This is a genomic window from Croceicoccus sp. (genome assembly GCF_983967925.1).
Map to the genome: position 1 here is coordinate 267,416 of NZ_CFETID010000001.1, position 25,378 is coordinate 292,793.

19 protein-coding genes are annotated in these 25,378 nt (G+C 61.2%); 11 read left to right on the forward strand and 8 right to left on the reverse strand.

Translation table 11 applies throughout. From position 1 onward, the window contains the following. Positions 1 to 38: 38 nt before the first annotated feature. The gene (locus tag AC4FIJ_RS01225) at positions 39 to 1,190 is read right to left on the reverse strand and encodes a BamA/TamA family outer membrane protein (RefSeq protein WP_490334897.1); all 1,152 of its coding nucleotides are present in this window, start codon (positions 1,188 to 1,190) and stop codon (positions 39 to 41) included. Here AC4FIJ_RS01225 and AC4FIJ_RS01230 point away from each other — a divergent pair. Further along, positions 1,183 to 2,343 carry a HupA family protein gene (locus AC4FIJ_RS01230; protein ID WP_490334898.1) on the forward strand — a complete coding sequence of 387 codons (1,161 nt, stop codon included), beginning with the start codon at positions 1,183 to 1,185 and terminating at the stop codon, positions 2,341 to 2,343. The two genes, AC4FIJ_RS01225 and AC4FIJ_RS01230, sit on opposite strands and share 8 nt — an antisense overlap. A 6-nt stretch (positions 2,344 to 2,349) precedes the next feature. Here AC4FIJ_RS01230 and AC4FIJ_RS01235 read toward each other — a convergent pair whose 3' ends face one another. Together AC4FIJ_RS01235 and AC4FIJ_RS01240 are read right to left on the reverse strand one after the other, a co-directional pair. Next, a complete protein-coding gene (locus AC4FIJ_RS01235; RefSeq protein WP_490334899.1) occupies positions 2,350 to 3,951 on the reverse strand; it encodes a winged helix-turn-helix domain-containing protein in 1,602 nt (533 codons plus the stop codon). Between the two features lie 59 nt (positions 3,952 to 4,010). Continuing rightward, positions 4,011 to 6,029, reverse strand: coding sequence for a TonB-dependent receptor (locus tag AC4FIJ_RS01240; RefSeq protein WP_490334900.1), 2,019 nt, complete (start codon positions 6,027 to 6,029; stop codon positions 4,011 to 4,013). 241 nt (positions 6,030 to 6,270) lie between these two features. On the opposite strand from AC4FIJ_RS01240, the gene AC4FIJ_RS01245 reads away from it, so the two are divergent. From AC4FIJ_RS01245 to AC4FIJ_RS01265, 5 genes are all read left to right on the forward strand, one after another. Next, positions 6,271 to 7,179: a TolB-like translocation protein gene (locus AC4FIJ_RS01245; RefSeq protein WP_490334901.1), complete on the forward strand. Its 909-nt coding sequence runs from the start codon at positions 6,271 to 6,273 to the stop codon at positions 7,177 to 7,179. 598 nt (positions 7,180 to 7,777) lie between these two features. Next, positions 7,778 to 8,638: a COX aromatic rich motif-containing protein gene (locus AC4FIJ_RS01250; protein ID WP_490334902.1), complete on the forward strand. Its 861-nt coding sequence runs from the start codon at positions 7,778 to 7,780 to the stop codon at positions 8,636 to 8,638. Next, entirely contained in the window at positions 8,635 to 10,695 is a 2,061-nt protein-coding gene (locus tag AC4FIJ_RS01255) for a cbb3-type cytochrome c oxidase subunit I (protein WP_490334903.1), read from the forward strand. Before AC4FIJ_RS01250 ends, AC4FIJ_RS01255 begins: the two co-directional genes overlap by 4 nt. Then, positions 10,692 to 11,321, forward strand: coding sequence for a cytochrome c oxidase subunit 3 (locus AC4FIJ_RS01260; protein ID WP_490334904.1), 630 nt, complete (start codon positions 10,692 to 10,694; stop codon positions 11,319 to 11,321). The genes AC4FIJ_RS01255 and AC4FIJ_RS01260 overlap by 4 nt, the downstream gene beginning before the upstream one ends. After that, positions 11,318 to 11,650 carry a cytochrome o ubiquinol oxidase subunit IV gene (locus AC4FIJ_RS01265; RefSeq protein ID WP_490334905.1) on the forward strand — a complete coding sequence of 111 codons (333 nt, stop codon included), beginning with the start codon at positions 11,318 to 11,320 and terminating at the stop codon, positions 11,648 to 11,650. The genes AC4FIJ_RS01260 and AC4FIJ_RS01265 overlap by 4 nt, the downstream gene beginning before the upstream one ends. Before the next feature lie 359 nt (positions 11,651 to 12,009). On the opposite strand, the gene AC4FIJ_RS01270 is transcribed toward AC4FIJ_RS01265, so the two are convergent. Continuing rightward, positions 12,010 to 12,678 carry a Crp/Fnr family transcriptional regulator gene (locus AC4FIJ_RS01270; protein WP_490334906.1) on the reverse strand — a complete coding sequence of 223 codons (669 nt, stop codon included), beginning with the start codon at positions 12,676 to 12,678 and terminating at the stop codon, positions 12,010 to 12,012. 380 nt (positions 12,679 to 13,058) lie between these two features. Here AC4FIJ_RS01270 and AC4FIJ_RS01275 point away from each other — a divergent pair, with 380 nt between their 5' ends. From AC4FIJ_RS01275 to AC4FIJ_RS01295, 5 genes are all read left to right on the forward strand, one after another. Beyond that, positions 13,059 to 15,353, forward strand: coding sequence for an arylsulfatase (locus tag AC4FIJ_RS01275; RefSeq protein WP_490334907.1), 2,295 nt, complete (start codon positions 13,059 to 13,061; stop codon positions 15,351 to 15,353). Between the two features lie 84 nt (positions 15,354 to 15,437). Continuing rightward, on the forward strand, positions 15,438 to 17,786 hold the full coding sequence (locus AC4FIJ_RS01280; protein WP_490334908.1) for an arylsulfatase: 2,349 nt from the start codon (positions 15,438 to 15,440) through the stop codon (positions 17,784 to 17,786). 220 nt (positions 17,787 to 18,006) lie between these two features. Beyond that, positions 18,007 to 18,687, forward strand: a complete 681-nt coding sequence (locus AC4FIJ_RS01285) for a hypothetical protein (RefSeq protein ID WP_490334909.1) — start codon at positions 18,007 to 18,009, stop codon at positions 18,685 to 18,687. Positions 18,688 to 19,456: 769 nt separating this feature from the next. After that, the gene (locus AC4FIJ_RS01290; RefSeq protein WP_490334910.1) at positions 19,457 to 20,113 is read left to right on the forward strand and encodes a cysteine hydrolase family protein; all 657 of its coding nucleotides are present in this window, start codon (positions 19,457 to 19,459) and stop codon (positions 20,111 to 20,113) included. A 407-nt stretch (positions 20,114 to 20,520) separates the two neighbouring features. Then, positions 20,521 to 22,191, forward strand: a complete 1,671-nt coding sequence (locus tag AC4FIJ_RS01295) for an FAD-dependent oxidoreductase (RefSeq protein ID WP_490334911.1) — start codon at positions 20,521 to 20,523, stop codon at positions 22,189 to 22,191. Here AC4FIJ_RS01295 and AC4FIJ_RS01300 read toward each other — a convergent pair. The 4 genes from AC4FIJ_RS01300 to AC4FIJ_RS01315 form a co-directional block, all read right to left on the reverse strand. Then, positions 22,188 to 22,775: an NADPH-dependent FMN reductase gene (locus tag AC4FIJ_RS01300; RefSeq protein WP_490334912.1), complete on the reverse strand. Its 588-nt coding sequence runs from the start codon at positions 22,773 to 22,775 to the stop codon at positions 22,188 to 22,190. The two genes, AC4FIJ_RS01295 and AC4FIJ_RS01300, sit on opposite strands and share 4 nt — an antisense overlap. 124 nt (positions 22,776 to 22,899) lie before the next feature. Then, the gene (locus AC4FIJ_RS01305) at positions 22,900 to 23,508 is read right to left on the reverse strand and encodes a response regulator transcription factor (protein WP_490334913.1); all 609 of its coding nucleotides are present in this window, start codon (positions 23,506 to 23,508) and stop codon (positions 22,900 to 22,902) included. Between the two features lie 57 nt (positions 23,509 to 23,565). After that, the gene (locus AC4FIJ_RS01310; RefSeq protein ID WP_490334914.1) at positions 23,566 to 23,934 is read right to left on the reverse strand and encodes a response regulator transcription factor; all 369 of its coding nucleotides are present in this window, start codon (positions 23,932 to 23,934) and stop codon (positions 23,566 to 23,568) included. Beyond that, positions 23,931 to 25,334, reverse strand: a complete 1,404-nt coding sequence (locus AC4FIJ_RS01315; RefSeq protein WP_490334915.1) for an ATP-binding protein — start codon at positions 25,332 to 25,334, stop codon at positions 23,931 to 23,933. Before AC4FIJ_RS01315 ends, AC4FIJ_RS01310 begins: the two co-directional genes overlap by 4 nt. Positions 25,335 to 25,378: the final 44 nt, after the last annotated feature.

A 25,378-nucleotide genomic window follows, 5' to 3' on the forward strand; every position in this document is an offset into this window, starting at 1 on the left:
CCGCCGCAGGCCCGCCCGCGCAGGCCTGCCGCGCGCACCTAGAATGCCTCGCCAATCGAGACGTAGAGCGCGCTGCTGTCCCGCCCGATCGCCGCGTCGATGCGCAGATTGATTCCATAGCTTTCCGCAGCAAGATAGCGAACGCCGCCACCGACGGCGGGAAGCAGCCTGCCGCCCAGCGCATCGCCGAAACTGCCGCCTGTTGCTCCGATGCCGACAAAACCGACGACACCGAACCGGCGCGATACGGGCTGGCGCCATTCCGCCTCTGCCGCCCAGCTGGACAGGTCGCGGAACCGGTCGCCCGGATAGCCGCGCAGCCCGATCATGCACAAATCGAAGAACGGCGTGTCACCGCTTGCGGAACAGCCGCGCAGCTGGAGCGCTGCCGAACTGCGCCCCTGGCCGGGGATATAGTGACGGGCATAGGCCTGCTTCTTATCATAGGCCCTCGCCTCGCCGCCTGCCGGAATGGCGAAGATCCACTGACCGTTCAGGATCGTCCCCTCGCGCGGCGCAAACGCATCGCTGGTCGTGTCATAGGTGAAGATCGGTCCAATCTGCACGAGATCGACCCTGCCCTCATATTCGGCGGGATCGAACAGCGGCGCGGGATCGGACTCGTCGCGAAGCTGCGAATTCTTGGACAGGAAGCGCGCCCGTCCGCCGACGAACAGCTCCGGCCCGATCCGCAGCCGGGCCGTGGCCGAGGCGAGAAACGTCTTTTCCTTCGTCTCCACCCAGGCATCGCCGCCGGCCGATCCGTCCTGCGGGTAATATCGCTTGTGGATCTCACCATAGCCGCCGAGCAGGTCCACCCTGATGCGGTCGCGGTCGAGCGACATCTTGTGCAGGCCGGCCAGCCCCCTGCTGCCGTTCGAGGTATAGACCGCGCCGATCCCGCTTGCCCAAGGGCGCGAGGCCGGGTCGGGCTTGTAGAACCAGCCGCCCGCCACCGCGAGGCCAGCCCCCAGCTGCGGCGTGACGAAAGGCACCGGCACCACGATGCTGTCGGTATCCGGCCCTGCCTGACGATCGGGATCGATACCTGCCGCTGTCACCGTATCGACTTCGTCGGCAACGCCCAGATCCTGCTGGTCCTGCGCCGCCGCGCCTGTCGGAGCGGTCGTCAGCGCGAGAAAGACACCGATGATGCCGAGGAAGCGCGCGTTCGCTGGCAGCGTGACCATCCCGCTCTCCATGGCTGGCGCGAATGCGCGATCAATAGACCAGCACGTGGCGACATGCCAGCCACCTGCGGCAAACCATCATTCAATCATCGGCTTTCCATCATTCCATATCGGGCCCGATAGGATCAGCGTTGCTGGCAATGACATACCAGTTGGGGACCCAACCGAGGATAAGGCCATGTCGCTGCTTTCACTCTTGAGGCAACACGCTGCGCCGCATCGCCGCACGATCACACACCGCGCCATGGCTGCGATCGCGGTCGTCTCACTGACAGGTTGCGGTGGAGGCGACGGGGGTTCGTCCGGCAAGGATCCGATACAGGCGCCGGTGCCGACACCGTCACCATCTGCCGGACCCGGCCCGTCGCCTGAACCGCCGCTTTATCCGGACGCGCCTTTTGGCATTAACCGAAATCAGGCGTTCCGGATAATAGGCTGGTCTTATGAATTTGGTCCGGCGTCGCCAGACGGGTTCCGCCCGCCTGCAATCATCACGCCGCTATCAGGCGATGAGTTCAGCCTGTCATGGTCCAAGGCGGCGGGGACTTATGTAACCAGCGCCAGGGAATTCAAGGACGGCCTGCTATATTTCACCTTTCCGGGCAATAATCCGAGCGCCTTCACCGTCGCAGATGCCGAAGGCGAGGACATCGGGCTTCACATGTCGATTTCCGACACGAGACGCGGCCGCCATGCAGCGTGGGTACACTGGTCGCGAGAAATCGAGGGCGATTTCCTGCCCATGGCGGATGGCGTATTCGGCATCGGTACATCGCGCGACGACATGCCGAAGACCGGCATCGTCACCTATTCGAAAGGCACTGGCGCCGAGGAAACCCGGCTGAGATTCGACTTCGACCGCGGTATCATCTCGGGCGTTGTCAGCCTGTTCTACACCGGGCCGATGAACGGATCACGGCCCGTTCAATATGATATCGAGCAGGCAGTCTTCTCGGCGGATGGCACAAGCTTTTCGGCAAGATTCCAGGTGCCCGATGCCCCCGAAGGCTTTGAAAAGACCGGAGAGATCACCGGTATCTTTCTGGGACCGAATGCAGAGGCGATCGGCTATGCGATCAAGGGTGTGGTCAAGGAAGATGGATGGGACTGGTGGACGCAAGTGCACAAGTCCGACTGGCTCAACCGCTATTGAATGGCTTTACGATACGCGCAGCGAACCGCGCACGAAATCGTCGGGCCATGCGCCCTGCCCGCGCCAGTGGTCGAGATATCCGATGGCCTCGCAAAATCCCGTAAAGCGATCGTCATCGCGAAACCGGCTGGCAGCGGGCGTGAACATCCACTGCGTCTCGCGCCAGTTTTCATCCGCATAGAAGCGGCCCGCCGCATCGGTATCGGGGCTCGTTGCGATCAGCCTGCCGCGGCTCTGAAGCTGGCCTTCGGCAATCGCATAGGCCGCATCGACCTCGCCCAGATGCGAAAGGATCATGATGGCATTGGTGGCAAGGCCGCGCGCTTTCGGCGCAAGCTGAATGGCGACATCACGCGCAGCCGCCACATCGCCGGCAGCGCCGCTTTCCAGCGCGTTGAGGCTTACCCGCCAGAGCTGGGCCGGCTGCGGGGCCATGGCGCCGCGATCCAGCGCCTCGGTTACAATTCGCCGCGCCGCTTCTGTCCGGCCGGTAAAGGCAAGCGTCGCCATGTAGGAATGCCACACCAGCGGGTGGTCGGGCCAATACCGCAGCGCGCGGTCGAAAACCCTGTCGGCTTCGCCGATGCGGCCGAAGATCCAGCATTTCAGTCCGCGCCTCTGCTGAAAGACAGGCGCGAAAGGTTCATGGGCGATGCCTTGCTCGTTCACGCGCCACGATGCGCGGCAATAGCCCAGCCCCTGCAGAAAGCCGGTCAGATACTCGCAAGCCGGTATCGCGCCGGGCGAACGTTCGAGTATGCCCTCCAGTTCTGATTGATAGGCGCGCCAGTCGCCGAGGCTTTCGCGCAGATTGCTCATGACCGTAAGTGCGTTTGGCTCCTGCGCATCCAAAGCCAATGCGCGGCTCGCCGAATATCTTGCCGCATCGTAAGCCTTGGCTTCCATCGTGCCGGGTCCGCCGTCATTGCTGGCCAGTATGGATGCCGCCAGCCAACCCCACCCCTCCGGCCGATCGGGTGCGATCCTTGTGACGGTGGCAAATATGTCCTCCGCCTCGCGCCCCGACGATGGGTCATGCAGCAGATAGGCGCGGCGCCCTGCATCGATGAGTTCGCTGACACGGCGTTCGCGGGAGTCGTTCCTGTACCACAGGGCAGCAGCGCCCAGACCGGCAATGGCGACAACGCCCGATGCGATGGCAGCTCGCCGCGACAAGACATTGCCTTGCTGCGACACGCCCGCTGGAGGTTCGGATGTTTCGTTGGCGACAAAGCGATAGCCGATCCGCGGGATGGTCTCGATCTCGAAACTCGCCCCGGTTTCGCGGATAACCCGTCTGATTTCGCCGATCGCGCGATTGATCGCATCATCGCCGACGATCACGCCGGGCCAGCACTCGCTCATCAGTTCATCGCGTCCCAGGACAGCCCCCTGCCCATCGACGAGCGCCAGCAGCACGAGCATGACCTTGGGTTCGAGCGTACCCGAAGCCAGCGGCCCCTGTATCGAACGAGTCGAAGGCCGAATTACGGAATTCTCGAACAGGAGGTCGGGCCTGCGCGCCAAGGTGGAAGCAGACAAGGCCCGGTTCTCGTTCATTTTCAGACGTTCTCCCCACGCCTTGGGCCTGATCGGAAGGTCCGTCATGCCCTGCCTCAATCTATTCCAAACCGAGGGACCCCGCAATCGGCGGCGGGCACGCGCGATCAAAAGCGAAACTCGGCGCCTGCGCCATATTCGCGGGGGTCTCCCGCGGTGGCGAGGCTGCCGTTATCGAACAGCGCAGTCAGGTAGAACCTGTCGAACACGTTCCGCGCAAAAGCGAACAGGCGCAAATCGCCGGTCTGCCAGCCCACCCGTGCGTCCAGAGCCCCAGCGGATCCCACGCGAAGCGATGGCGTGTTGGCGTCGTCGCTGAAGTAGCCGGACCTGCGCCAGTATGAAAAATTGAGTTCGACGGAAGGGGCAGGACGCCACGACAGTTCGGCAGAACCCGTAAAATGCGGCGCGCGTTGGAATTGGCTGCCCGCCAGGATATCGCGATCAATTGGCGTGCGGGTAATCCTTGTCTCCAAAAGGCCGGCTGACAACCTCAGCGACAGATCCGGGCGCACCGCCCACGCGAGTTGCAGTTCGGCCCCCTGGCTGTACGCCCGCGGAACATTGCCGGCTTCCTGAAAATAGAACGTGCCCCCCGGCGTCTCGATCGCACGCAGGACTGACCGCTGCGCATTGCGCAAGTCGTAAAGGAACAGGTTCGCCGCATATGTCAGCGCTGGCCCGTCCAGTTCGCCGCGCGCGAAGATCTCGTAGGCCCACAAGCTTTCGGCATCGAAACCGTCGATCATACCGGTGACTGGCGAAAGCGTGGCCCCGCCCGGATTTGCCGCGCGCTGCGCGCTGATACCAAGGGTCGCGAATGCACCGGCTTCGAACGCGACAGAAAGTCTTGGCAGAAACGCCGAGAAGCGTTCTTCGAAATTGACGGGCAATTGTCCAGCGGCGGCAAGCAGGCCGCCCGCCCTGTGCTGCCTGTCGTGCTGATAACGGCCACCGATGGTGACCGACAGGCGGTCCAAAGCCTGCCACTTCAGCTCACCAAAGATTCCCTCGCTCTGCTGAAGATCGCGGAACGTCCCCGTGCCAAGTCCGATTGCCGACAGGTCGATGGCCTGCTGCAAGCGTACGCGATTTGCAGCCGCACCGACCAGCAGGTCCAGCTCTTTGCCTTGGTGACGAAGAACGAATTCGACGTTTCGGTCCGTTACGTCGTTCAGCGCCTCGCCAAGGCCGGGCGGTGCGTATCGCCGGGCGTCGACCTGACCGGCGGTGATAGTCGCGACCGCCTCGGTCGCCGGATCCATTGTCCATTTGCCGCGAAGTGTGAGGGCATGGGTTGATATGTCGAAGATCCCGTAAGTCGCCGCCGGATCGCGGCGATCCTTGAAGGGCGGCCTGATCCCTTCGATCTGGGGAGCGCGCGAATGGCTGGCTTGATAGCTTGCCTCGAGCCTCAGGTCCGGAACGGCAGATGGCGTCGCCAGCAGCTTGAAGCGCAGCTGCTCGAAATCGTCACTGTTGGCGTCGACCGCTTCGATAGGGCTGATCAACGTGCTGGCCGTCCTGCCGCGGCGCAAATCGCCCGTAACACGGAACGCGAGCTGGTCGGACAGCACCGGTCCGGTCGCCATCGCCGAGATCTGACGCGTGCCCAGGTTCCCGCCGATAAGCCGTGCACCCGCGTGCCACGCCATTTCGGGTGCCGCGGTCTCCACGAAGATCGCGCCCGCAATCGAATTGCGTCCCTGGGTCGTCGTCTGCGGGCTGCGGAAGATCTCGACCTTGTCGACATCCCAGAGAGGCTCGGCGCCGAACACGAATTCATTGTACGACACTGGCCTGCCATCGACGATCAGGGTCGTACGAGGCCGCGTTCCGCCCAGAAAGGCGGGCAAGTCCCTCAAAACGCCCGTCGTATCGAGCCCCCTTATTGTCGGTCCCTGTCCGCCGGACCCCAGCGTTACGTTCGCCGCCCGGCCCAGCAACTGATCGAGCCGGTCAGTGTCGGGCTGCCGTTCGAGGTCTTGATCAATGATGACCAGAACACTCGATGACGTCTGCGCGATGGAACGGTCGGCGCGCTCGCCGGTGACAATTATTGGCTCATCGGCGGCCTGCTGCGCCTGGGCATGGCAAGGCATCGCCATCAGGATGGCGGCCCCCATCGCTTCGCCCGCGATCCGCCCCGTCCGGGACACCATGATCGACGAAACATTCCCCATGAACATTCATAGGATCTCAGGACGCGGAGTCTCAAGAGATTTGCGCGTTCATCGGCAAACCATCGGCAAAACATGGGCGGCGCCATGCCGCGCCCTCATGGCCGTCAGCGATGACGGAAGGCAGGGTCCGGTCATGGGCAATCCGCCACCCCCGTCTTGTCGGGGATCATCAAGGGAGAATGTCATGCCGCACATCCAGTATCGCATGGGATCTGCGCTGGTCGCGATCGCCATCGGCGCCACGGCTCTCGCAGCCAGCGCCATGCCCGGTTTCGGGGAATGGAGCGGGCCTTCGCGCGTGCAATCGGCGGCGGGTCCGGTCGGCGCCATCGCGACGGGCGCGGTCGATGGCTGCGTCAGCCTTTCGAGAAATGGTCTCGAACTCTATTTCACCTCTAACCGGACCGGCAATTTCGATCTTTATGTCACCCGTCGCAGCAGCGTGGCGGGCGCCTTCGGGCCGCCGCAGCGCCTGCCCGCCACGCTCAACACGCCCGCCGACGAGGCCTGTCCCACGATCGTAGGGCGAAACCGGCTTTATTTCCTGCGCGGCAATGCAACCGACGAGGGTGACATCTATGTCTCCACGCGCTCGTCCAAGGGCTGGCAGCCCGCCAACCCCGTGTCCGCGCTCAACAGTTCGCTTCTGGACGAGGCCGTGACGGTTTTCGAAGATGAGCAAGGCCGCGAAGTCGTCCTCTGGTCGCGGCGCAATGTCGATGGTAGCGGCGGCAAGATCCTGCAAAGCGTGGCAGGCGGAATGCCGCAGGAAGTTGCCGGCGGACCCAATGCCGCAGGTTCCAACAGCCGGCCCAGCATTACGCACGACGGACGCACGCTGTTCTTCGATTCGACGCGCCCCGGAGGATTGGGCGGACCGGATCTGTGGTACGCGACCCGGCCCAGCACCGACGCCGCGTTCGGGCCCGCCATACATCTCGGCGAACTGAACTCGGCAGGCTTTGATGCGCGGCCGGCCATTTCATGGGATGGAGAGGAATTGTTCTATTCGTCCAACCGGCCCGGCAGCACCTCGCCCGCACCCGATATCTGGATGGCAAAACGTCCGCGCAGCAGCGGCCCGAAAGGGTGAGCGCATAAGGCCCAGTCGGTCATGGCGACCTTCCTGCCAAAGTTCGGAAATTCGGCGGCGCGCTCCAGATCGGACCGCATCGGCACGATACGGAGCGGCGACCGGCCTTCGTCCGAAAAGGACAGCGCCGTGCTTTCCCGGCGGGCGGGCCATGTCAAGATCGTGCTGGCAATGCGATCCGGTGGCGGTGCGCGCCTGCTGACCGATGATGGCCATCACCGGCATTTGGTCCATTTGTAAAGTCGGTTCCGGACAAATTGGGATGCGGTCTACGCCACGGGCTATTCGTCTCGACTTTCGCCTTTTTGAGAAACCATCCTTCAGAGGCGAATTTAGCGGCGTCCGGTTTCGACTTGAACACCCAAAAAGGACACGTGCAGATATGTCCTTGCATCATTCGCGGGGGACAGCCCCATCTTAACGGCAGGTATGAGCACCGATCCCTACGCGGTCCGGCACGACGGGAAAGCTTGGGCCGCTGCATCGTTGTGGCTTTATATCGAGGGTGCGGAGGGCGTTGCATGGTGACGGGTCGGACAGGAAGCGCGGCGGACCGCGACGCTTCCGCGCACGAGATCCGGGCGTGGCCGTCCGACCGATGAGCATAGAAACCTGCACCAATGCCGATTGCAGCGGATCCGGTCATGGCCTGCTGTCCCCCGCCGGGCTGATCGCCCAGATCCAGCAGGATCACCTGATACAAACCGTGCTGATCGTTTCGGTCGTCATCGTGCCCGTGTTCATCGCCCTGCCCTTGCTGCTGTGGCGCTATCGACTGGCACGGCAGAACGTATATTCACCGGAATGGCGGTTCGCATGGGCGCCCGAATTCGTGATCTGGGGCGTGCCGGTCGTTATCGTCGGCTTTCTGGGATTTTCACTGTGGCATACCCTGCACAGGATCGATCCCTATCGCCCGCTTGGCACAGGCACAGAGCCGCCGCTTCATGTTCAGGTCGTCGGTCTCGACTGGAAATTCCTGTTCATCTATCCGGGCGAAGGGATCGCCAGCGTGAACGAGCTGGTCGTCCCTGCCGGGCGGCAGATCGCGTTCGACATCACCGCCGATGGCCCGATGATGTCCTTCATCGTGCCGCGGCTTGGCGGCCAGATCTACGCAATGGCGGGCATGCGCACGAAACTGCACCTGATCGCCGACGCACCCGGTTCCTATCGCGGCCTCAACACGCAATATAACGGGCAGAATTTTGCGCGGCAAAAGTTCGAGCTGAAAGCGGTCGGCCCGGACGAATACCGCCAGTGGGTCCGTTCGTCGCGCAATGGGCCTGCGCTGGACATGGCGCGTTATGCCGCGCTGGCAAAACCCTCGGTGATCGACCGACCGTTGCGGTTCGGCAGGGTCGAGGACGGCCTGTTCGGCAGCATCGTCGCCGCCTATCACACCGCCGACCGTCAGCCCGGAGACAGGCTTTCGTCCGCGGGGGATACGCACCGATGAGCGAGGAACTGTTGTACTGGCTTGCCGGTGATCTGCGCTGGTCCGATTTTCCGCCCAAGGCCGACATGATCGCGACCATCGCCGCATTGATCGTCGTGGCCGGCGCGATCGGCGTTGTCGCCACGCTCACGATTGCGCGGCGCTGGCGCTGGCTGTTCGACAATTGGCTTTCCAGCCTCGACCATAAGAAGATCGGCATCATGTATATGGTGCTGGCGTTCGTCATGCTGCTGCGGGCCGTGATCGAGGCCGTTCTCATGCGCATCCAGCAGGCGCTGTCGGTCAATGCGCAGGGCGTGGTCAGCGCCGATCATTTCGCGCAGCTGTTCTCGACGCACGGCACGATCATGATCTTCTTCGTCGCGATGCCCTTCATATCGGGGCTGATCAACTATGTCATGCCGCTGCAGATCGGCGCGCGCGACCTGACCTTTCCGTTCATGAACGCGGTCGGCCTCTGGCTCAGCGCGGCGGGTGCAGCGATCCTGATGGCCAGCCTCGTCATTGGCGAATTCTCGACCGGAGGGTGGAGCGGCTATCCCCCCTTCACCGAACTGGCCTATTCTCCGGGTGAAGGCGTGGATTACTGGATCTGGGCGGTGACGCTGTCGTCCATCGGCACGACGCTGACGGGGATCAATTTCGCGACGACCATCTACAAGGAACGCTGCGAAGGCATGCATCTGTTTCGCATGCCGCTGTTCTGCTGGACGTCGCTGTGCACCGCGATCCTGATGATCTTCGCCATGCCGCCCCTGACCGTGGCGACGGCGCTGCTGGCGCTGGACCGTTATGCGGGTTTTCATTTCTTCACCAACGGGGCGGGCGGCAATATGATGAATTATGCCAACCTGTTCTGGCTATTCGGCCACCCCGAGGTCTATATTCTGATCCTGCCCGCCTTTGGCGTCTGGTCCGAAGTGATATCGACCTTTTCAGGCAAGCGGCTCTACGGCTATGCGTCGATGGTCTTTGCGGTGATGTGCATCGCGGTCCTGTCCTTCACCGTCTGGCTGCACCATTTCTTCACCATGGGGCAGAGCACGAATGTGAATGCGGTTTTCGGCATCGCGACCATGCTGATCGGCATTCCTACGGGCGTGAAGGTCTATGACTGGCTGCTGACGATGTATCGCGGGCGTATCCGCCTTACCGCGCCCATGCTGTTCGCGATGACATTCCTGCTGTGTTTCGTCATCGGCGGTCTGACCGGCATCATCCTTGCCAATCCGCCGGTCGATTTTCAGGTCCACAACTCGCTGTTTCTCGTCGCGCATTTCCACAACATGCTGATCCCCGGCACGCTGTTCGGCATGATCGCGGGCTATATGTTCTGGTTTCCCAAGGCGTTCGGATTCCGCCTGGATGAGCGATGGGGGCGGATTGCGTGGGCGTGCTGGTCGGGCGGGTTTCTGGCCGCCTTCATGCCGTTGTACTGGCTTGGCCTGATGGGCATGATGCGCCGCACCGCCATCAGCTTTGAAGCGGCCTATCAGCCATGGCTGAATGCCGCCTGGGCCGGTGCGGCCCTGATCGTTTGCGGGATCGTCGCGCTGGGCATCCAGCTGGTAGTCAGCGTGCGCCGCCGGTCCGATCTGGCCGTTCCGGTCGGCGATCCGTGGGACGGGCATTCGCTGGAATGGTGGACCCCCGCTCCGCCGCCCGAATACAATTTCGCGCGCAGGCCAAGGATCGAAGATACCGAGGCCTTCACCAATGCGAAACGCGATGGCCGCGCCTATCACGCGCCGCCGTCTTATGAGGATATCGAGGTTCCGCGAAACACGCTGATCCCCGCCGGGATAGGCGCGGCGGGCTTTGTCTGCGCCTTCGCGCTCAGCTGGCATATCTGGTGGGCCGCCCTACTGGGTCTTGCGGCCATGTGGGCGGGCGTGGTGCTGCGAAGCCTGCAAGGAGACACGGAACGCGTGATCCCGGCTGCGGAAGTTCAAAGGCAGAACGAGGCATGGCTGGATTGCGCTCGGCAAACGGCCCCCGTCACCCGCTTTGCCGAGGTGGAGCGCATCAATCGCGGCAGGGCGATGGAAACGACATGAGCGCCGGCAAGAACCTTCACCCCGGCATTAATCTCGGCCACTCCGACCCGGCGGGCCACCATCAGGCCGAGCCGGTGATGTTCGGTTTCTGGATCTTTCTGATGAGCGATCTGGTGCTGTTCGCGCTCCTCCTCGCCACCTATTCGGCGATGAGCGTGCACGGCGTTGCGGGCGGCCCGGAACCGCGTGATGTGACCGATCTGGCCAGCGCCGGGATCGAGACGGCGCTGCTCCTGCTTTCCAGCTTTACGATCGGCATGGCATCGCTTGCCAATAAATATCACGACGACGGGCGGCGGTTGCTGCAATGGCTCGGGCTGACCGCGGTCCTCGGCATCGGCTTTCTGGCCATGGAGGCGCGCGATTTCGCCAGTCTGATTGCCGAAGGCGCGGTGCCGCAGCGCAGCGGTTTCCTTTCTGCCCATTTCACCTTGCTGGGGTGTCATGCGCTGCATGTCGCGGCAGGCCTGCTGTGGATGGCGGTGCTGGTATTGCAACTGATGGCCACAGGCCTCGAACGCGCGTTGCGGCTGCGTTTCATGCGGCTGGCGCTGTTCTGGCACATGCTCGACATCGTATGGGTCGCCATTCTGACCTTCGTCTTTCTGTACGGAGCCGCCGGATGAACGACGAAGACCTGCCGCAGAGCGAGAGGGAAGATCCCCGCCGCGAATTCCGTCACATACTGATGGGACTGGCGAGCGCCTCTGTCCTGACGGCGCTGGCGTTTTTTCTGGCGGTTGCGAAACCGCTGGCGACCGGCTGGCTGCTGGCGGCGCTGGGCGGTCTCGCACTCGTCCAGATTGCCGCGCAGTTCCGCTTTTTCCTGCACGTCGATCTCAAGAAATCGCACCGCGACGACTTGCAACTCGTGCTTTTCGCGGGGCTGGTCATCGCGTTGATGGTGGGCGGATCGATATGGATCCTGTTCAACCAGCACGCCCGCATGGGGTGATGTCCGGTGCATCACCCATGGAGCGCTTGGACCTATGAGAGCCTATCTCACACTCCCGATGAAGAGGCGAAAGCAGGCAGAATGGTGCGCCCGACCGGACAATGATGGGCACTCAGGTCATTGGAGAATTCTGGTTGACCTGTGAGTTCCCAGCGCTTGCATCGCCCTTCCGGTGTTGCAAAGGCAGACGCTCATGATGTCAGCTTTGCGCCCGGTTGCGGTCACTAGGCCGCAGGTTGCTGTTCGCCAAAAGCAGACATTGGCCACGCGATGAGCCTGGCGGCAGTTTTTGGCTCGAAAGCGGCATACATCAGCGCTGCAATCTTCGGAGACAGCAGATCACCATTTCTTCTGTGAAATTACTTGATGTCGCTGCCGGCCGCTTCCGACAATAGCGCAGGATCAAGGATTGTCACGTTACGATAGCCGCGCCTTATGAGCCCTGCTCGTTCGATTTGGGCGAGCGCAGATGCTGCCGCGCGGATGGAGACGTTTGCTACCGAAGCTATGTCCGACTGGGTGGCCTCGACTGTCTCTTCGGTTTCACTCTGCCTGAAATAGAGTATCTGGAGCGCCCTGATGATGCGCGCTTCCGGCGAGGGCAGGCGCATCATCGCCACGGCAGCAGCCATCGATTCGTAGTTCGCGCACATCAGCTGCGCGAATGCTTCCCAATTGTCTGGGCCTGCTCGGCATATTTGTCGGACCTGTCCGCTTGAGAGGAACATCAGCTTGCAATCCGTCCTCGCTTCGATCTGAAACCGTCGTGGTCCCTGCGTGAAAATTTCGAGCGCCCCGAACCACCAGCCTCGGCGCGCAAGGTAGATCAGTGCGGGCTGACCGGACGCCTGAACAATGCTGACTTCCAGTATCCCCTCGATCAGCCCAAATAGACCGCCGGCATCCTCTCCCTGCAGGTAGATTGGCATGCCCCGGTCGAAGCTGACTAGCCTTGCGCGCGTTATGACCTCGTCTTGAAATTCGGGCGTCATCGACTTGAGCCAACCGAGCGGACTGAAATTTTCCATCCAATTTCTCTCCAATTACGCACCTATGCACAATGGAATCGCCCTATCCGCGATATTCTTCTTGGGAAACAGGAAGTGACGCAAATTTCGGTCCGAATAGCACCAACAGGAGGCGTGGCGGAAATGAGCAAGGCGGCTAGGTTTACGGAGAGTGATACGACCTAGTCGAGCGATCTCGTCGGTTCCGACCAAGACTTTCGTAAACGTCCGAAGCACTTGCTTTCGGGCGTGATGAACTGTGGCCGAAAGACCCCGACCATTCTTCGGCCGCATCGGAGAACACCCTCATCAACCGGCCAAATCTCAGGGAAAAACCCGATGGCAGATGCAGTCGATACACTTGAATTTCAGGCGATCCGATCCCCCGTATGGAGACCAGTATGACCGACAGTAAAGGTAAGACCCCTGACGTTCTTCCCCGCCCCGATTTCCATTTTGAGGGCGAAGTCGGACGTACCTATCAGGAATCCGACCCACCGACCTTTCCCCAACCGGTGCAGCCGCCCAAAGGCGCACCCAATGTCGTGGTGATCCTGCTGGACGATGCGGGTTTCGGACAATTCGAGACATTCGGCGGCGGCATCCCCTCCCCGACCATGGACCGACTGGCTGCCGAGGGGCTGCGCTACAACCATTTCCACACTACCGCGCTGTGCAGTCCCACGCGCGCCGCCCTGATTACGGGACGCAACCATCACTCGGCCTCCTTTGCGGGCATTACCGAGATTGCGACGGGCTATGACGGATATTGCTGCGTGCTGCCCCGCAGCTGCGGCACCATTGGCGAGGTGCTCCGCCAGAACGGCTACATGACCGCGTGGATCGGCAAGAACCACAACACGCCGCCTTGGGAAACCAGCCCTGTCGGCCCGTTCGACCGCTGGGCAAATGGTCTCGGCTTCGACTATTTCTACGGGTTCAATGCGGGCGATGCGAACCATTGGAATCCGATCCTTTACGAGAACCGCGACCTCGTTCCTCCTTCGGAAGATCCCGATTATCACCTGACCGAGGACCTTGCCGACAAGGCGGTGAACTGGGTCCGCAAGGCCAAGAGCATCTCTCCCGACAAGCCGTTCTTCCTCTATGTCGCGCCGGGCGCCACCCATGCCCCGCACCACGCGCCCCAGCACTGGATCGACAAGTTCAAGGGCAAGTTCGACATGGGCTGGGACGCCTATCGCGAGATGACGCTCGAACGACAGAAGAAGTGCGGCGTCGTGCCAAAGGACACCGAACTGACAGTCCGATCCAAGGGCTTACCCTCATGGGACGAGCTGAACGACGACCAGAGGCGGCTTTATTCCCGCATGATGGAAGTGTTCGCCGCCTATGGCGCGCAGGTGGACGAGGCAATGGGGCGGGTCATCGATGCGGTGAAGGCGCTGCCCGACGCGGACAACACCATCATCATCTATATCGCCGGCGACAATGGCTCCAGTGCAGAAGGCGGGCTTGAAGGTTCGCTGTGCGAGAACATGTTCTTCAACGGCTTCCCCGAAAAGTGGGAAGACAACATCAAGGCCATGGACGAGCTGGGCGGGCCGAAGCACTTCAACCATTTTCCGTCCTCCTGGGCGCATGCGATGAACACGCCGTTCCAATGGACGAAACAGGTGGCGAGCCATTTCGGCGGCACGCGCAACCCGATGATCGTCTCGTGGCCCGATCACATCAAGGACAAAGGCGGCCTGCGCGAACAGTTCCTGCATGTGATCGACATCGTGCCGACGCTTTACGAAGCCTGCGGTATCACGCCGCCGCGCACGTTGAACGGGGTCCAGCAGAAGCCGATCGAGGGCAAGAGCTTTGCCCATACGTTCGAGGACGCCAAGGCACCGCCAAAGCGCAAGACGCAATATTTCGAACTGGCGGTCAATCGCGGGCTTTATCATGACGGCTGGATGGCTTCGGCCCCGTCCTTCGTGCCGTGGGTGCCGATCCGCGATCCCGACTGGGATCCCGACAATCAGATCTGGGAGCTCTACAAGATCGACGAGGACTTTTCGCAAGCGAAGGATCTTGCCGACAAGCATCCCGAAAAGCTGCGCGAGTTGCAGGACATGTGGTGGGTGGAAGCGTCGAAATACAATGTCCTGCCGCTCGACTGGCGCGGCACGCAGCGCATGAATGCCGAGGAGATGGGCCGCCCCAGCCTTGTCGGAAAGCGCACCAAGGCGACCTATTACGAAGGCATGAAGCAGCTATCCAGCGAGGCCTGCCTGCCGATGCTGAACAAAAGCTGGAAGATCGACGCGGATGTCATCCTGCTGGACGGCAAGGCCGAAGGGATGATCATCACCCATGGCGGTCTGGAAGGCGGCTATGGCCTCTACATGCGCGAAGGCAAGCCGGTCTTCGTCTACAACTTCCTCAGCGTAGAGCGCACGACGATCGCCGCCGAGGAGGCGCTGCCTGCCGGACAGACGAGGCTGACCGTCGATTTCGCCTATGACGGCGGCGGCATGGGCAAGGGCGCGACCATCACTCTGTTCGCCAACGGCAAGCAAGTTGCGCAGGGACGGCTGGAGCGCAGCGTGCCGATCCAGTTCTCGCTGGGCGAAGGCATCGACATTGGCATGGATACCGGTTCTGCCATCGATTTCACCTACACCCTGCCGTTCAAGTTCACCGGCAAGGTCGAGAAGGTCGAGGTCGATATCGCGCCTGCCTGACAGCCAATGACCGCAACCGGCGGCCCTGCTTTTGCTGGCGGGGCCGCCAGCTAGCCAGCCCTAACGCTTCAATCGGAGTTCGACATGTCCGAGATCGACCGCAGCAGACTTCCGCTTCATCGCCCGCCCTTCAAGGGCAGGATCGGCACGACCTATCAGGATTCGGAAAGCGCATGGCCGGAATTGCCCAGGCCGCCCGAAGGTGCGCCCAACATCCTGCTGATTTTGCTGGACGACGTGGGCTTTGGGCAGGCCAGCACGTTCGGCGGGCCGGTGCCGACGGAATCGCTCGACAAACTGGCTGCCGACGGGCTGCGCTATACGCGCTTTCACACGACCGCGATCTGCGGTCCCAGCCGCGCCGCGCTGATCACCGGGCGCAATCATCACAATTGCGGCACTGGCTTCCTGTCGGAATGGGCGACGGGTTTCCCCAGCTATAACAACATGATCCCGCAGACGACCGCATCGCTGGGCCGCATCCTGAAGGAGAACGGCTATGCGACCAGCTGGTTCGGGAAAAACCACAACACGCCCGACTGGGAAAGCAGCATCGCCGGACCGTTCGACCGGTGGCCGACCGGAATGGGCTTCGACTATTTCTACGGCTTTATCTGCGGGGAAACGCACCAGTATTATCCGGTGCTGTTCGAGAACACCGTTGCGGTGGAACCGGACAAGTCTCCTGAAGAAGGTTATCACTTCCAGAAGGACATCACCGAGCGTGCGATCAACTGGATCCGCTATTCGAAGTCGGTCGCGCCCGACAAGCCGTTCTTCTGCTATTTCGCTCCCGGTGCGGCGCATGCCCCTCACCACGCGCCGCCCGAATGGCGCGAGAAGTTCAAGGGCAAGTTCGACGCCGGCTGGGAAAAGGTGCGCGAGGAGACCTACAAGCGCCAGCTTGAGATGGGCATCATCCCCGAAGGCACCGAACTGACCGAAAAGCCCGAATGGGTGCAGGACTGGGACGGTCTCTCCGAGGGCGAGAAGAAGCTCTACGCCAAGTTCATGGAGAATTTCGCGGGCTTCCTCTCCTTCGCGGACCACGAGACCGGCAAGGTGATTGACGCGGTGCGCGAGATGCCTGGCGGCGACAACACCATCGTGATCTATATCGTCGGCGACAATGGGGCCAGTTCCGAAGGCGGCTTCAGCGGCACGGTGAACGAGGTGATGAACCTGAACGGCGTCTCCTCAAGCCTGGAGGAAAACTTAGCGCTGATCGACAAGATCGGCGATTCGGACACCGAACCGCATTATCCGCTGGGCTGGGCATGGGCAGGCAATGCGCCGTTCCAGTGGGTGAAGCAGGTTGCCTCGCACTTTGGCGGATCGCGCAATCCCATGGTCATCAGCTGGCCCAAGGGGATCGAGGACAAGGGCGGCATCCGTTCACAGTTCACCCATTTGATCGATGTGGTCCCCACATTGCTGGAGGCTGCGGGAATTCCGGCTCCCACCCATGTTGATGGGATCGAACAGAAGCCTCTCGACGGAGTCAGCATCTCGGCCACATTCGCCGATGCCAACGCGCCGGCGGTGCGCGAGCGGCAATATTTCGAGATTTTCTCGAACCGTGCGATCTATGACAAGGGATGGATCGCCTGCGCCCAGCACACCTTCCCGTGGCGGCAGGACTTTGCGCCCGGCCATTGGGAAAAGGACGAGTGGGAGCTCTACAATATCGACGAGGATTATTCCGAAGCGAAGAACCTTGCCGCCGAGTACCCAGAAAAGCTTGAAGATCTGAAAAAGATTTTCGACGAGGAAGCCGAGAAATACGGCGTCTATCCGATGGACGATCGCGGCGCGGGACGGCTGGCCGAACCCAAGCCTTCACCCGGCGGCGCGGACCCCAACCGCACCGAGTTCACCTTCTACGAAGGCGCGGTGCGCCTGCCCGAAACGGCGGCGCCCAACACCAAGAACCGGTCGCATTCGATCAAGGTCGCGGTCGATAACGCCAGCGGCAAGTCCGAGGGCGTCATGGTCGCCGCAGGCGGCCAGTCGGCAGGCTACACGCTCTATGTGAAGGGCGGAAAAGTCGTCTATGAATATAACTACTTCGACAAGAAGCGCCTGACCGTGGTGTCGAGCGAGCCGCTTCCGAAGGGCAAGTCCACCGTCGAACTGGCCTTCGCCTACGACGGCGACGGTCTTGGCAAGGGCGGCGAGGCCGTGCTGCTGATCGACGACAAGGAAGTCGGCAAGGGCCGTATCGACGTGACCGTCGCGGGCCGCTTCGGCATCGACACCTTCGACGTGGGCATGGACACGGGGTCTCCGGTATCCAAGGACTACGATCCGCCCTTCGCCTTCACCGGCAGGATCGAGCGCGTGGACATCAAGCTTGCGCCCCGCAACCTCAGCCAGAGCGAGGAGGACGAACTCCACGAACGCTATCTCGCCTTCGCGCAGCATATCGAGTGATCGGATTATTGTTTCTCAGTCCAATGCGGATTCAGGAGGCATGGCAGCAAGTGCGGGTCCAGATTTTTTCGCAAAGACTTCCGGTTCCTGCCGAGGAAGGATTCTAATGATTGCAGCTCGGACATTTATCGGGGCGGCCGGGCTATGCAGCGTGTGTGTGTGGTGTGTGTGTGGTGTATCGGCTTCCGCACAAGAGCCTGTTCCTGCAACCGATGCTGGATTGACAGTTGATTCTGGTGCGCGGAGCGGTTCGAGCGCTGACCGATCCACCACCAATGTCCAGCCGGTAATTCCCATCTCGATCTCGGAGGATTGGAACCTCATCTCGCGCACCATCGTACCGGTCATCTATCAGGATGGGGTTACCGGACGAGGACAAGATCAGTTCGGCCTAGGCGACGTCGTGCAGAGCGCGTTTTTCTCGCCGAAGGAAGTCGGTTCGTCGGGCATCATCTGGGTCGTAGGTCCGGCCTTCCTGCTACCCGCAGCCACCGACAGCGCGCTTGGCAGCAAGAAGTGGGGCGTGGGTCCAACGGCCGTTGTGCTGAAGCAGTCCGGCCGCGTTACCTATGGTATGTTGGTGAAACACATCTGGTCCGTGGCGGGGTCCGACAGTCGTGCTGACATGTCGCAGGCGTTCATTAAGCCTTTTCTGTCGTATACTACACCGGATGCAGCAACGTTTTCCACGAGCGCGGCAGAAATGGTCCAACGCCAGCCCATCGCTACGTCTCGACGGCCTGAGGAAAAGGGCGGGTTTGGGGTGTCGTTTCGAGCGGTCGAATGTCTGCTATGTCGGCCGCTCGTGACCATCGTGGTGGCCCGTTGCAATGTCCGCTTTCACAGTTTGCAGCCCAAAAGCTGCCAGTCCGCTAACGGCCAGCTTTTGCCACTTTCTTGAGCCGGTTCAGCACAGCCTAATTGTCAGCTTTTGGCAAAACCTGCCATTCGACAGATTGGTGTCAAACGGCAGCAATTTCCCAAATCCGGCAATCGACTTCGATAGCCAGCCTTGTCAGCTTTCGGGTAATCGAAAGCTGATCTCTGATGACCGAAAGCGGGGCACAAAGCCGTCACAAGGTCACACTCCATACTAGCATCTAAGTTCGACCGCCCCTTCGCCCCCGCAAAGTGAGCCGAGAGACGTTCCCGCGCGCCTTGATCCATCTCAGTAGAAAGCTGGGAATTTAATTTTATCCGCCAGCACCATTTTCCTGAAATAAGATCAAACGTCCGTTTCACGGGCAGATCTAGCTGAACCCGGCGACAGATTGTTGAATGCGCGAGCGCTCCGGCGCCCTAAACCAGTGTCAGAACGGCAATAACAAGCTACCTCGGCAAGTGTCAGAAGCCAATTTAAGTATCTAAACTCATACAGAATTTCCGAGATCACTTTAACATTTGCCGTGTTCTTAAATAATCAAATTAAGTTCACAACCACAGCGCTCGTTTTGAGAAATGAGCTTTGTATAAGAGGGCGGAGGATTTTTTCGATCGCGAGTGCAAGCCGTACTTTGAGGGACTGGCCTAAAAATCGGCTAGTTTGCTTGGTTGCCTATACCAAGGTGTAGCGAGATCACGCAACCGGACAATTGGCCAGTCCCGCGAACAGCCGCATCGTCATCGCATCCCAGACAGTCCGTTAGGACCATTCTATCGCGGAGTGCACCATGTCTTCAGGCACCATTGAAAACTCGACCTACGATCTGGGGCGCACTGCGCTCCTCTTCGTCGACCCGTACAACGATTTTCTTGCAGATGCCGGCAAGGTCTGGCCGATGGTCAAGGACGTGGCCGAAGAGGTTGGCCTTCACGCGAACCTCAAGAAGGTGGTCGGCGCCGTCCGCCAGTCGGGAACGCAAGTCGTGATCGTGCCGCACCATCGCTGGAAGGACGGGGATCTCGACGACTGGGACCATCCCAATCCCTACATGATCAGCGGGTATCAGCGGAAAGTCCTCGAGGAAGGGTCTTGGGGAGCCGAATGGTTTCCCGATTTTGCTCCTCAGTCCGGCGATCTGATCTGCACGGAGCATTGGGGCAGCAGCGGCTTCGCTAGCACCAACCTCGACATGCTCCTCAAGCAGAGGGGCATAACACATGTTATCGTGATCGGGCTGATCGCCAACACCTGCATCGAGAGTACGGCCAAGTTCGCCGTCGAGCTCGGGTATCATGTCACGCTCGTTCGCGACGCGACCGCCGCGGCTTCTCCCGCAGCCATGACTTGTGCGCACGAGGTCAATGGGCCGACCTACGCGCACGTCATCACAACCTCCGATGAAATCGTAGCCGCGCTTGTTCCGGCTTCGGAAACTGCAGCCTGAAGGAGAATGAAAATGTCCAGCGTATTAACCAAAGTGCGGCCCTCACCGCGCCGGATCAGATCGTCGAAGTTGATGGTCGCGATATCGCCTATCGCACGTTCGGGGCTGGCCTCAGTCTCGTCCTGTGTGTCCCTCTTCGCGGCACAATTGATATGTGAGACACGTTGTTCCTAAACCTCCTCGCCGAAAATTACACGGTCACCAGCAACAGCTGACAGGCCGTTACTTTATGACAGCGATTGGCAATGAAGATCTAACATTGCTGAAATTGTCGGTTTGAAAACGTCGAAGCGAGATTACAAATCTGAAGCCATAAGCTTGGCTGACTGGCGAAACGAATATGGCATGTTTCGGCATGGTGAGATAAATGCCGGTACGATCACCACTGAACCTGCGAAGACCCTGTTATGGAATCTTTTGGCGAGGATCTAGAGACTCTTCGGCGAGTGCCGCTGGCCGAGGGTCATGTCGCACGAATGCGCGCGATCGGCAGCGAAAGAGCCTATTCCGCAGGCGAAACGGTTCTGAAAGTCGGGCAACCGCTGGATCGGTTCATCTACATCATCGAAGGTGAGATCGAGCCGGTCGATTCCTTCTCGGGACAACGGCTCTTCAATGCGGTTCTCGGGCCCACGCAGTTCATAGGCGATATCGGTTTCCTGAGCGGGGCCGCAGTGACCACCGCGCTTCGTTCGACCATGCCCACTCGGACGCTGGAGTTATCGAGGCCGGACATGCTCGAGCTTATGGCCAATGTGCCCGAGCTTTCCGATCACGTACTGACCGTTTTTGCCGCGCGTCGGCGCCGCATGTTCGAAGCCCGCGCCAGCGCGATCAAGGTGATCGGAGCGGATCGCGACCCGCGTATCCAGGCATGCGAAAGCTTCCTCGCGCGCAATCGCATTCCGTTCGTGAGTTTCGATCTCGACGACAAGGGCGAGCTGGCCGTCGAATCGTGCCGCCTGACCGGCCATTCTCCCGGCGTGATACTGGGCAAGGACCACCGCCTCGACGATCCCAGTCCGCGCAGCCTTGCCCGCGAACTGCACCTCGATCTCGATGTCTGCGAACGCACGATCTACGATCTCGTCATCGTTGGCACCGGTCCCTCCGGCGTCGCTGCGGCAGTCTATGCCGGGAGCGAAGGGCTATGCGCCTTGGCCATCGAAGATACCGCGATCGGCGGGCAGGCGGGCACCAGCAGCCGGATCGAGAACTATCTGGGCTTTCCGACGGGCATTTCCGGAACCGATCTGGTCTATCGCGGGCAGGTGCAGGCGATGAAGTTCGGGACCCGGTTCGCGATGCCCCGGCGTGCACAGTCGATTTCGAGGCGCGAGGACGGCGTCTACCAGATCGGGCTGGATGGGGGGGAAACGGTTTCGGCGCTGGCCGTGCTGATCGCTACGGGGGTGCGATACCGCCGCCTGCCTCTGGACAGGCTCGCCGAATTCGAAGGGGCGGGCGTGTTCTATGCGGCGACCGACATGGAATCGCGTTTCTGCCGCAATACCGAGGCGGTTGTCGTGGGTGGTGGAAATTCCGCGGGACAGGCCGCGATGTACCTTTGCCGAACGGCGAAGCACGTCCACGTCATCGTGCGCGGGGAAAGCCTTGCTTCCTCCATGTCAGACTATCTCAGGCGCAGGCTCGAAGCCGATCCGGCAGTGACCATTCACTACCGTTCGGCGGTTTCGGCGCTGGAAGGGGAAGTGCACCTCGAAGCAGTCGTGGTGTCGTCGCCCGATGACGAACTCAAGATACCTGCGCGCGCCCTTTTCATCATGATCGGCGCGGTGCCCAACACGGACTGGCTGGGCGAAACGGTCGAAACCGACCAGTGCGGTTTCGTGAAAACCGGTCCGGCAGTCGGCCGAAGCCATTTGTTCGAGACGAGCGCGGAGGGTATCTATGCCGTCGGAGACGTCCGTGCAGGCTCCGTGAAACGTGTGGCGAGTGCCGTCGGCGAAGGTTCGGTGGTCGTCAGCCGCATCTGGGAATATGTAGAGGCCGCCGGGCGAACCGAAAGGGAGGTCGAACAGGTGCCAGACCCGGCTTCGAATGCGCGTCTGGCCTAATAGGGCGGCGCTTTATCCGCGCGCTGTCGGCGCGCCGCTTCACTCCACCACGCAAGGTCATCGGCGAAACGGGGAAACGCGCGGTCAAGCGCCTGTCCACCGTCGCCTTTCGGCATGGCCCTTTCGTCGAGCGTGTTCTGTATCTGGCCGACCGCAATCGTGCTCGACACGACGACCATGCCCATTTCGGATAGCGTTCCGTGCCAGGCGGTGCCAGCCCTGACGCCCGCCATTCGTCCGGCGGAATAGCTGGCGATGGCCGCGGGGCGCCAGAACCATTCCTCGAGAAAATGATCGGTCAGGTTCTTCAGACCCGGCTGGATGCCCCAGTTGTATTCTCCCGTCACGAAGACGAACCCGTCGGCAGCCCCGATGCGCTCTGCCAGTTCGGCCATGGCGGACGGCGCTTCGCCCTGTGCATATTCCTTGTACATCCGGTCGAGGATCGGCAGCCCCACTTCCTGTGCATCGACGAGCTCGGCGTTCTCACCCCGCTCGGCAAAGCGGCGCAGCAGATAATCGGCAAGGCGAATGCCGAGCCGGTCGCGGCGATAAGAACCGTAGAAAATCAGATAACCTGCCATGCGCGTCACTTTCTTTGTGTCTTTTGCCTATACCCGCGGACAGGCGGCTAGGATCTTCGAAGAGGACGCGAACGGCTGATTGCGAGACATGGCAGCCCGAACGCCGAAGCGGTATACACGGCCTTCACCCTTTCAGCCGCTCGGCTATCTTCACCAGATCGGCCAGTGTCCTCGCGCCCATCTTCTTCATTGCCGATGCACGATACAGCTTCACCGTGATTTCGCTCAATCCCAGGGCAAACGCGGCTTGCTTGTTGAGAAGGCCCGACGTCACCATTTCCATCACCTCTTTTTCCCGCGCCGAAAGCGAGGCGTGCCGATTGACTAGATCTGACATCATCGACCGGCTCAGGCGTCGCTCGTGATCCTTTTCCAATGCGGCATTCACGGCGTCGAGCATGTCCTGATCGCGAAACGGTTTTGTCAGAAAGTCGATGGCTCCCGCCTTCATGGCCTGCACCGACATGGTGATGTCCCCGTGCCCCGTCATCATGATGACCGGCATTTCGAGGCCCTTCACCGACATCTGGCGCTGAAAGTCGAGGCCGCTGGTACCCGGCAAGCGCACATCGAGGATGAGGCAGGAGGCGACGTCCGGCAGTTGCGCATCGAGAAACTCGACGCAGCTGGGATAGTCGCATGCATCCCTGCCCACGGAACGCAGCAAGGCCGTCACCGAACGCCGGACCGACGCGTCGTCGTCTATGACGTGAACGATGGCTGGTTCAACCATGGCAATCCTTATCGAACATCCTTCGCGTCAGCCTAGGACTATCTTCGTGTCATCGGGTCAGCCGGTCAGCGCCTTGCGGATACATCCGAGCAATTCCTCGGCTTCGAACGGCTTGCACATGAAGCAGCGGGCGCCCTGCGCCAACGCCCTGCTCCGCAGGTCCGGCTGCGGGAACGCCGTCATGACAAGCATCGGCAGGTTGGGCTGGCGATCCTTCAGTATCTCCTGCAAATCCAGTCCATTCGTTCCGTCCATCTGGATATCGGTAATGACGAGATCGATCCCGGCCCGGCAAGAGCTATCCAGAAAGGCATCCGCGCTTTCGAATAGCCGGATCTGGTATCCCTCCGATCGCAACAGGCTCGACAGGCCGGTACGGATCGCCCCGTCATCGTCGACTATCGCGATTACCGGCATCTTGCTCATCCGGACGTATCCGGCAGCGAAATCAGGAAGCGTGTTCCTGCGTCATGGCTGCTCTGCGCGGTAAGCGTTCCGCAATGCGATTCCACGATCGTCCGGCATATCGACAATCCCATCCCCATGCCCCCGTCCTTCGTGGAATAGAACGGTTCGAAGATCCGGCCGAGATCTTGGGGTGCAATGCCCGGACCGGTGTCCTCGATGGAAATCAGGATGTGCGGCGGCTTGCGGGTCGCCCGGACAGTCAGTTGCCGGACGCGGCTTTTGCTCATGGCCTGGATGCCGTTCAGCATCAGATTGATGAGCGCCTGTTGCAACTGGACGGGTTCGCAATTTATGGACCCCAGCTCCTCGTTCAGCGCCAGTCCGAGATTCACCTCGTGCGCATGCGCTTCGTTCTCGACGATTTGCAGGGCGGCCCGGATCAGGCCGCGGATATCGCGCTGTTCGGTGATGCGGGGTGCCTTTTGCAGATAGGATCTGGTCCGGTCGATGACAGCCTTCGCCCGGTGCGTATCCTCGATCACCGCTGCCACCGCGGTCTTGACCTCTTCCAGATCCGGCTCGCTGCGTTCCAGCCACCGGACGCAAGCGGCAGCGTTGGAGGCAATGGCGGCGAGCGGCGAGTTTACCTCGTGCGCAATCGATGCCGTCAGCGCTCCCACCGTTGCGATGCGCTGGGTGCGGGCGATTTCGTCCCGAACGTGCATCAGCTCCGCCCGGTCCCGTTTGTACTTTGTGATCTCGACAATGCAGATAATCACGTCGGTCAGCGGTTCTCCCTCGCGGGGAAGCGCGGCGGTGACGAGGCAGTCGAAAACTTCGCCATTAAGGCGCTGGATCGCGCTCTCGCCTACAAAGCTGCTGTCGCCCGCGCTCAGGGCCGCGATCCAGCGGTGAAAGGCCGGCGCGCTGCCGGGCAATATGTCGGCCAGGCTGCCGACCAGTTCCGCTTCGCTCGACGCGCCCATGAGTTCCACGGATTTCCAGTTGACGCTGTTGATCCGCACCGTGGCATGCAGCGCGCGGGTTTCCTCCGGTCGGGCGGCGAACCAGCCCGGGATGTCCGCGACCCCGGCATCCCGGAGATCCTGTATCGCCGCTCCGACGGCCGACCAGTCCTCGCGCCAGATCGAAATGCCCGCGCGATCATATAATTCGGCGAAACGCTCCTCCGCCTCGCTGACGGCCCGTTGCAGTTCCAGGTTCGATCGCAGGAACTGATAGAAGAAGGCGGCCGCGATAAATGCGGTTGCGACGATGAGCAGTATCTCCACCCGATGTTCCGGGTTGCCATCGTCAGCCAAGGCGACGACGACCGCCGCCGCGAAGGCGGCGAGGGCGACGCCGATGCGCAATAGCTGGGCTGAAGGCCTGATCCGTTTTCGCATACTGACCGGCAAGCCTGAAGCATGGGGAAGCACTGCTCGCGCGCTAAGGGCTAGCG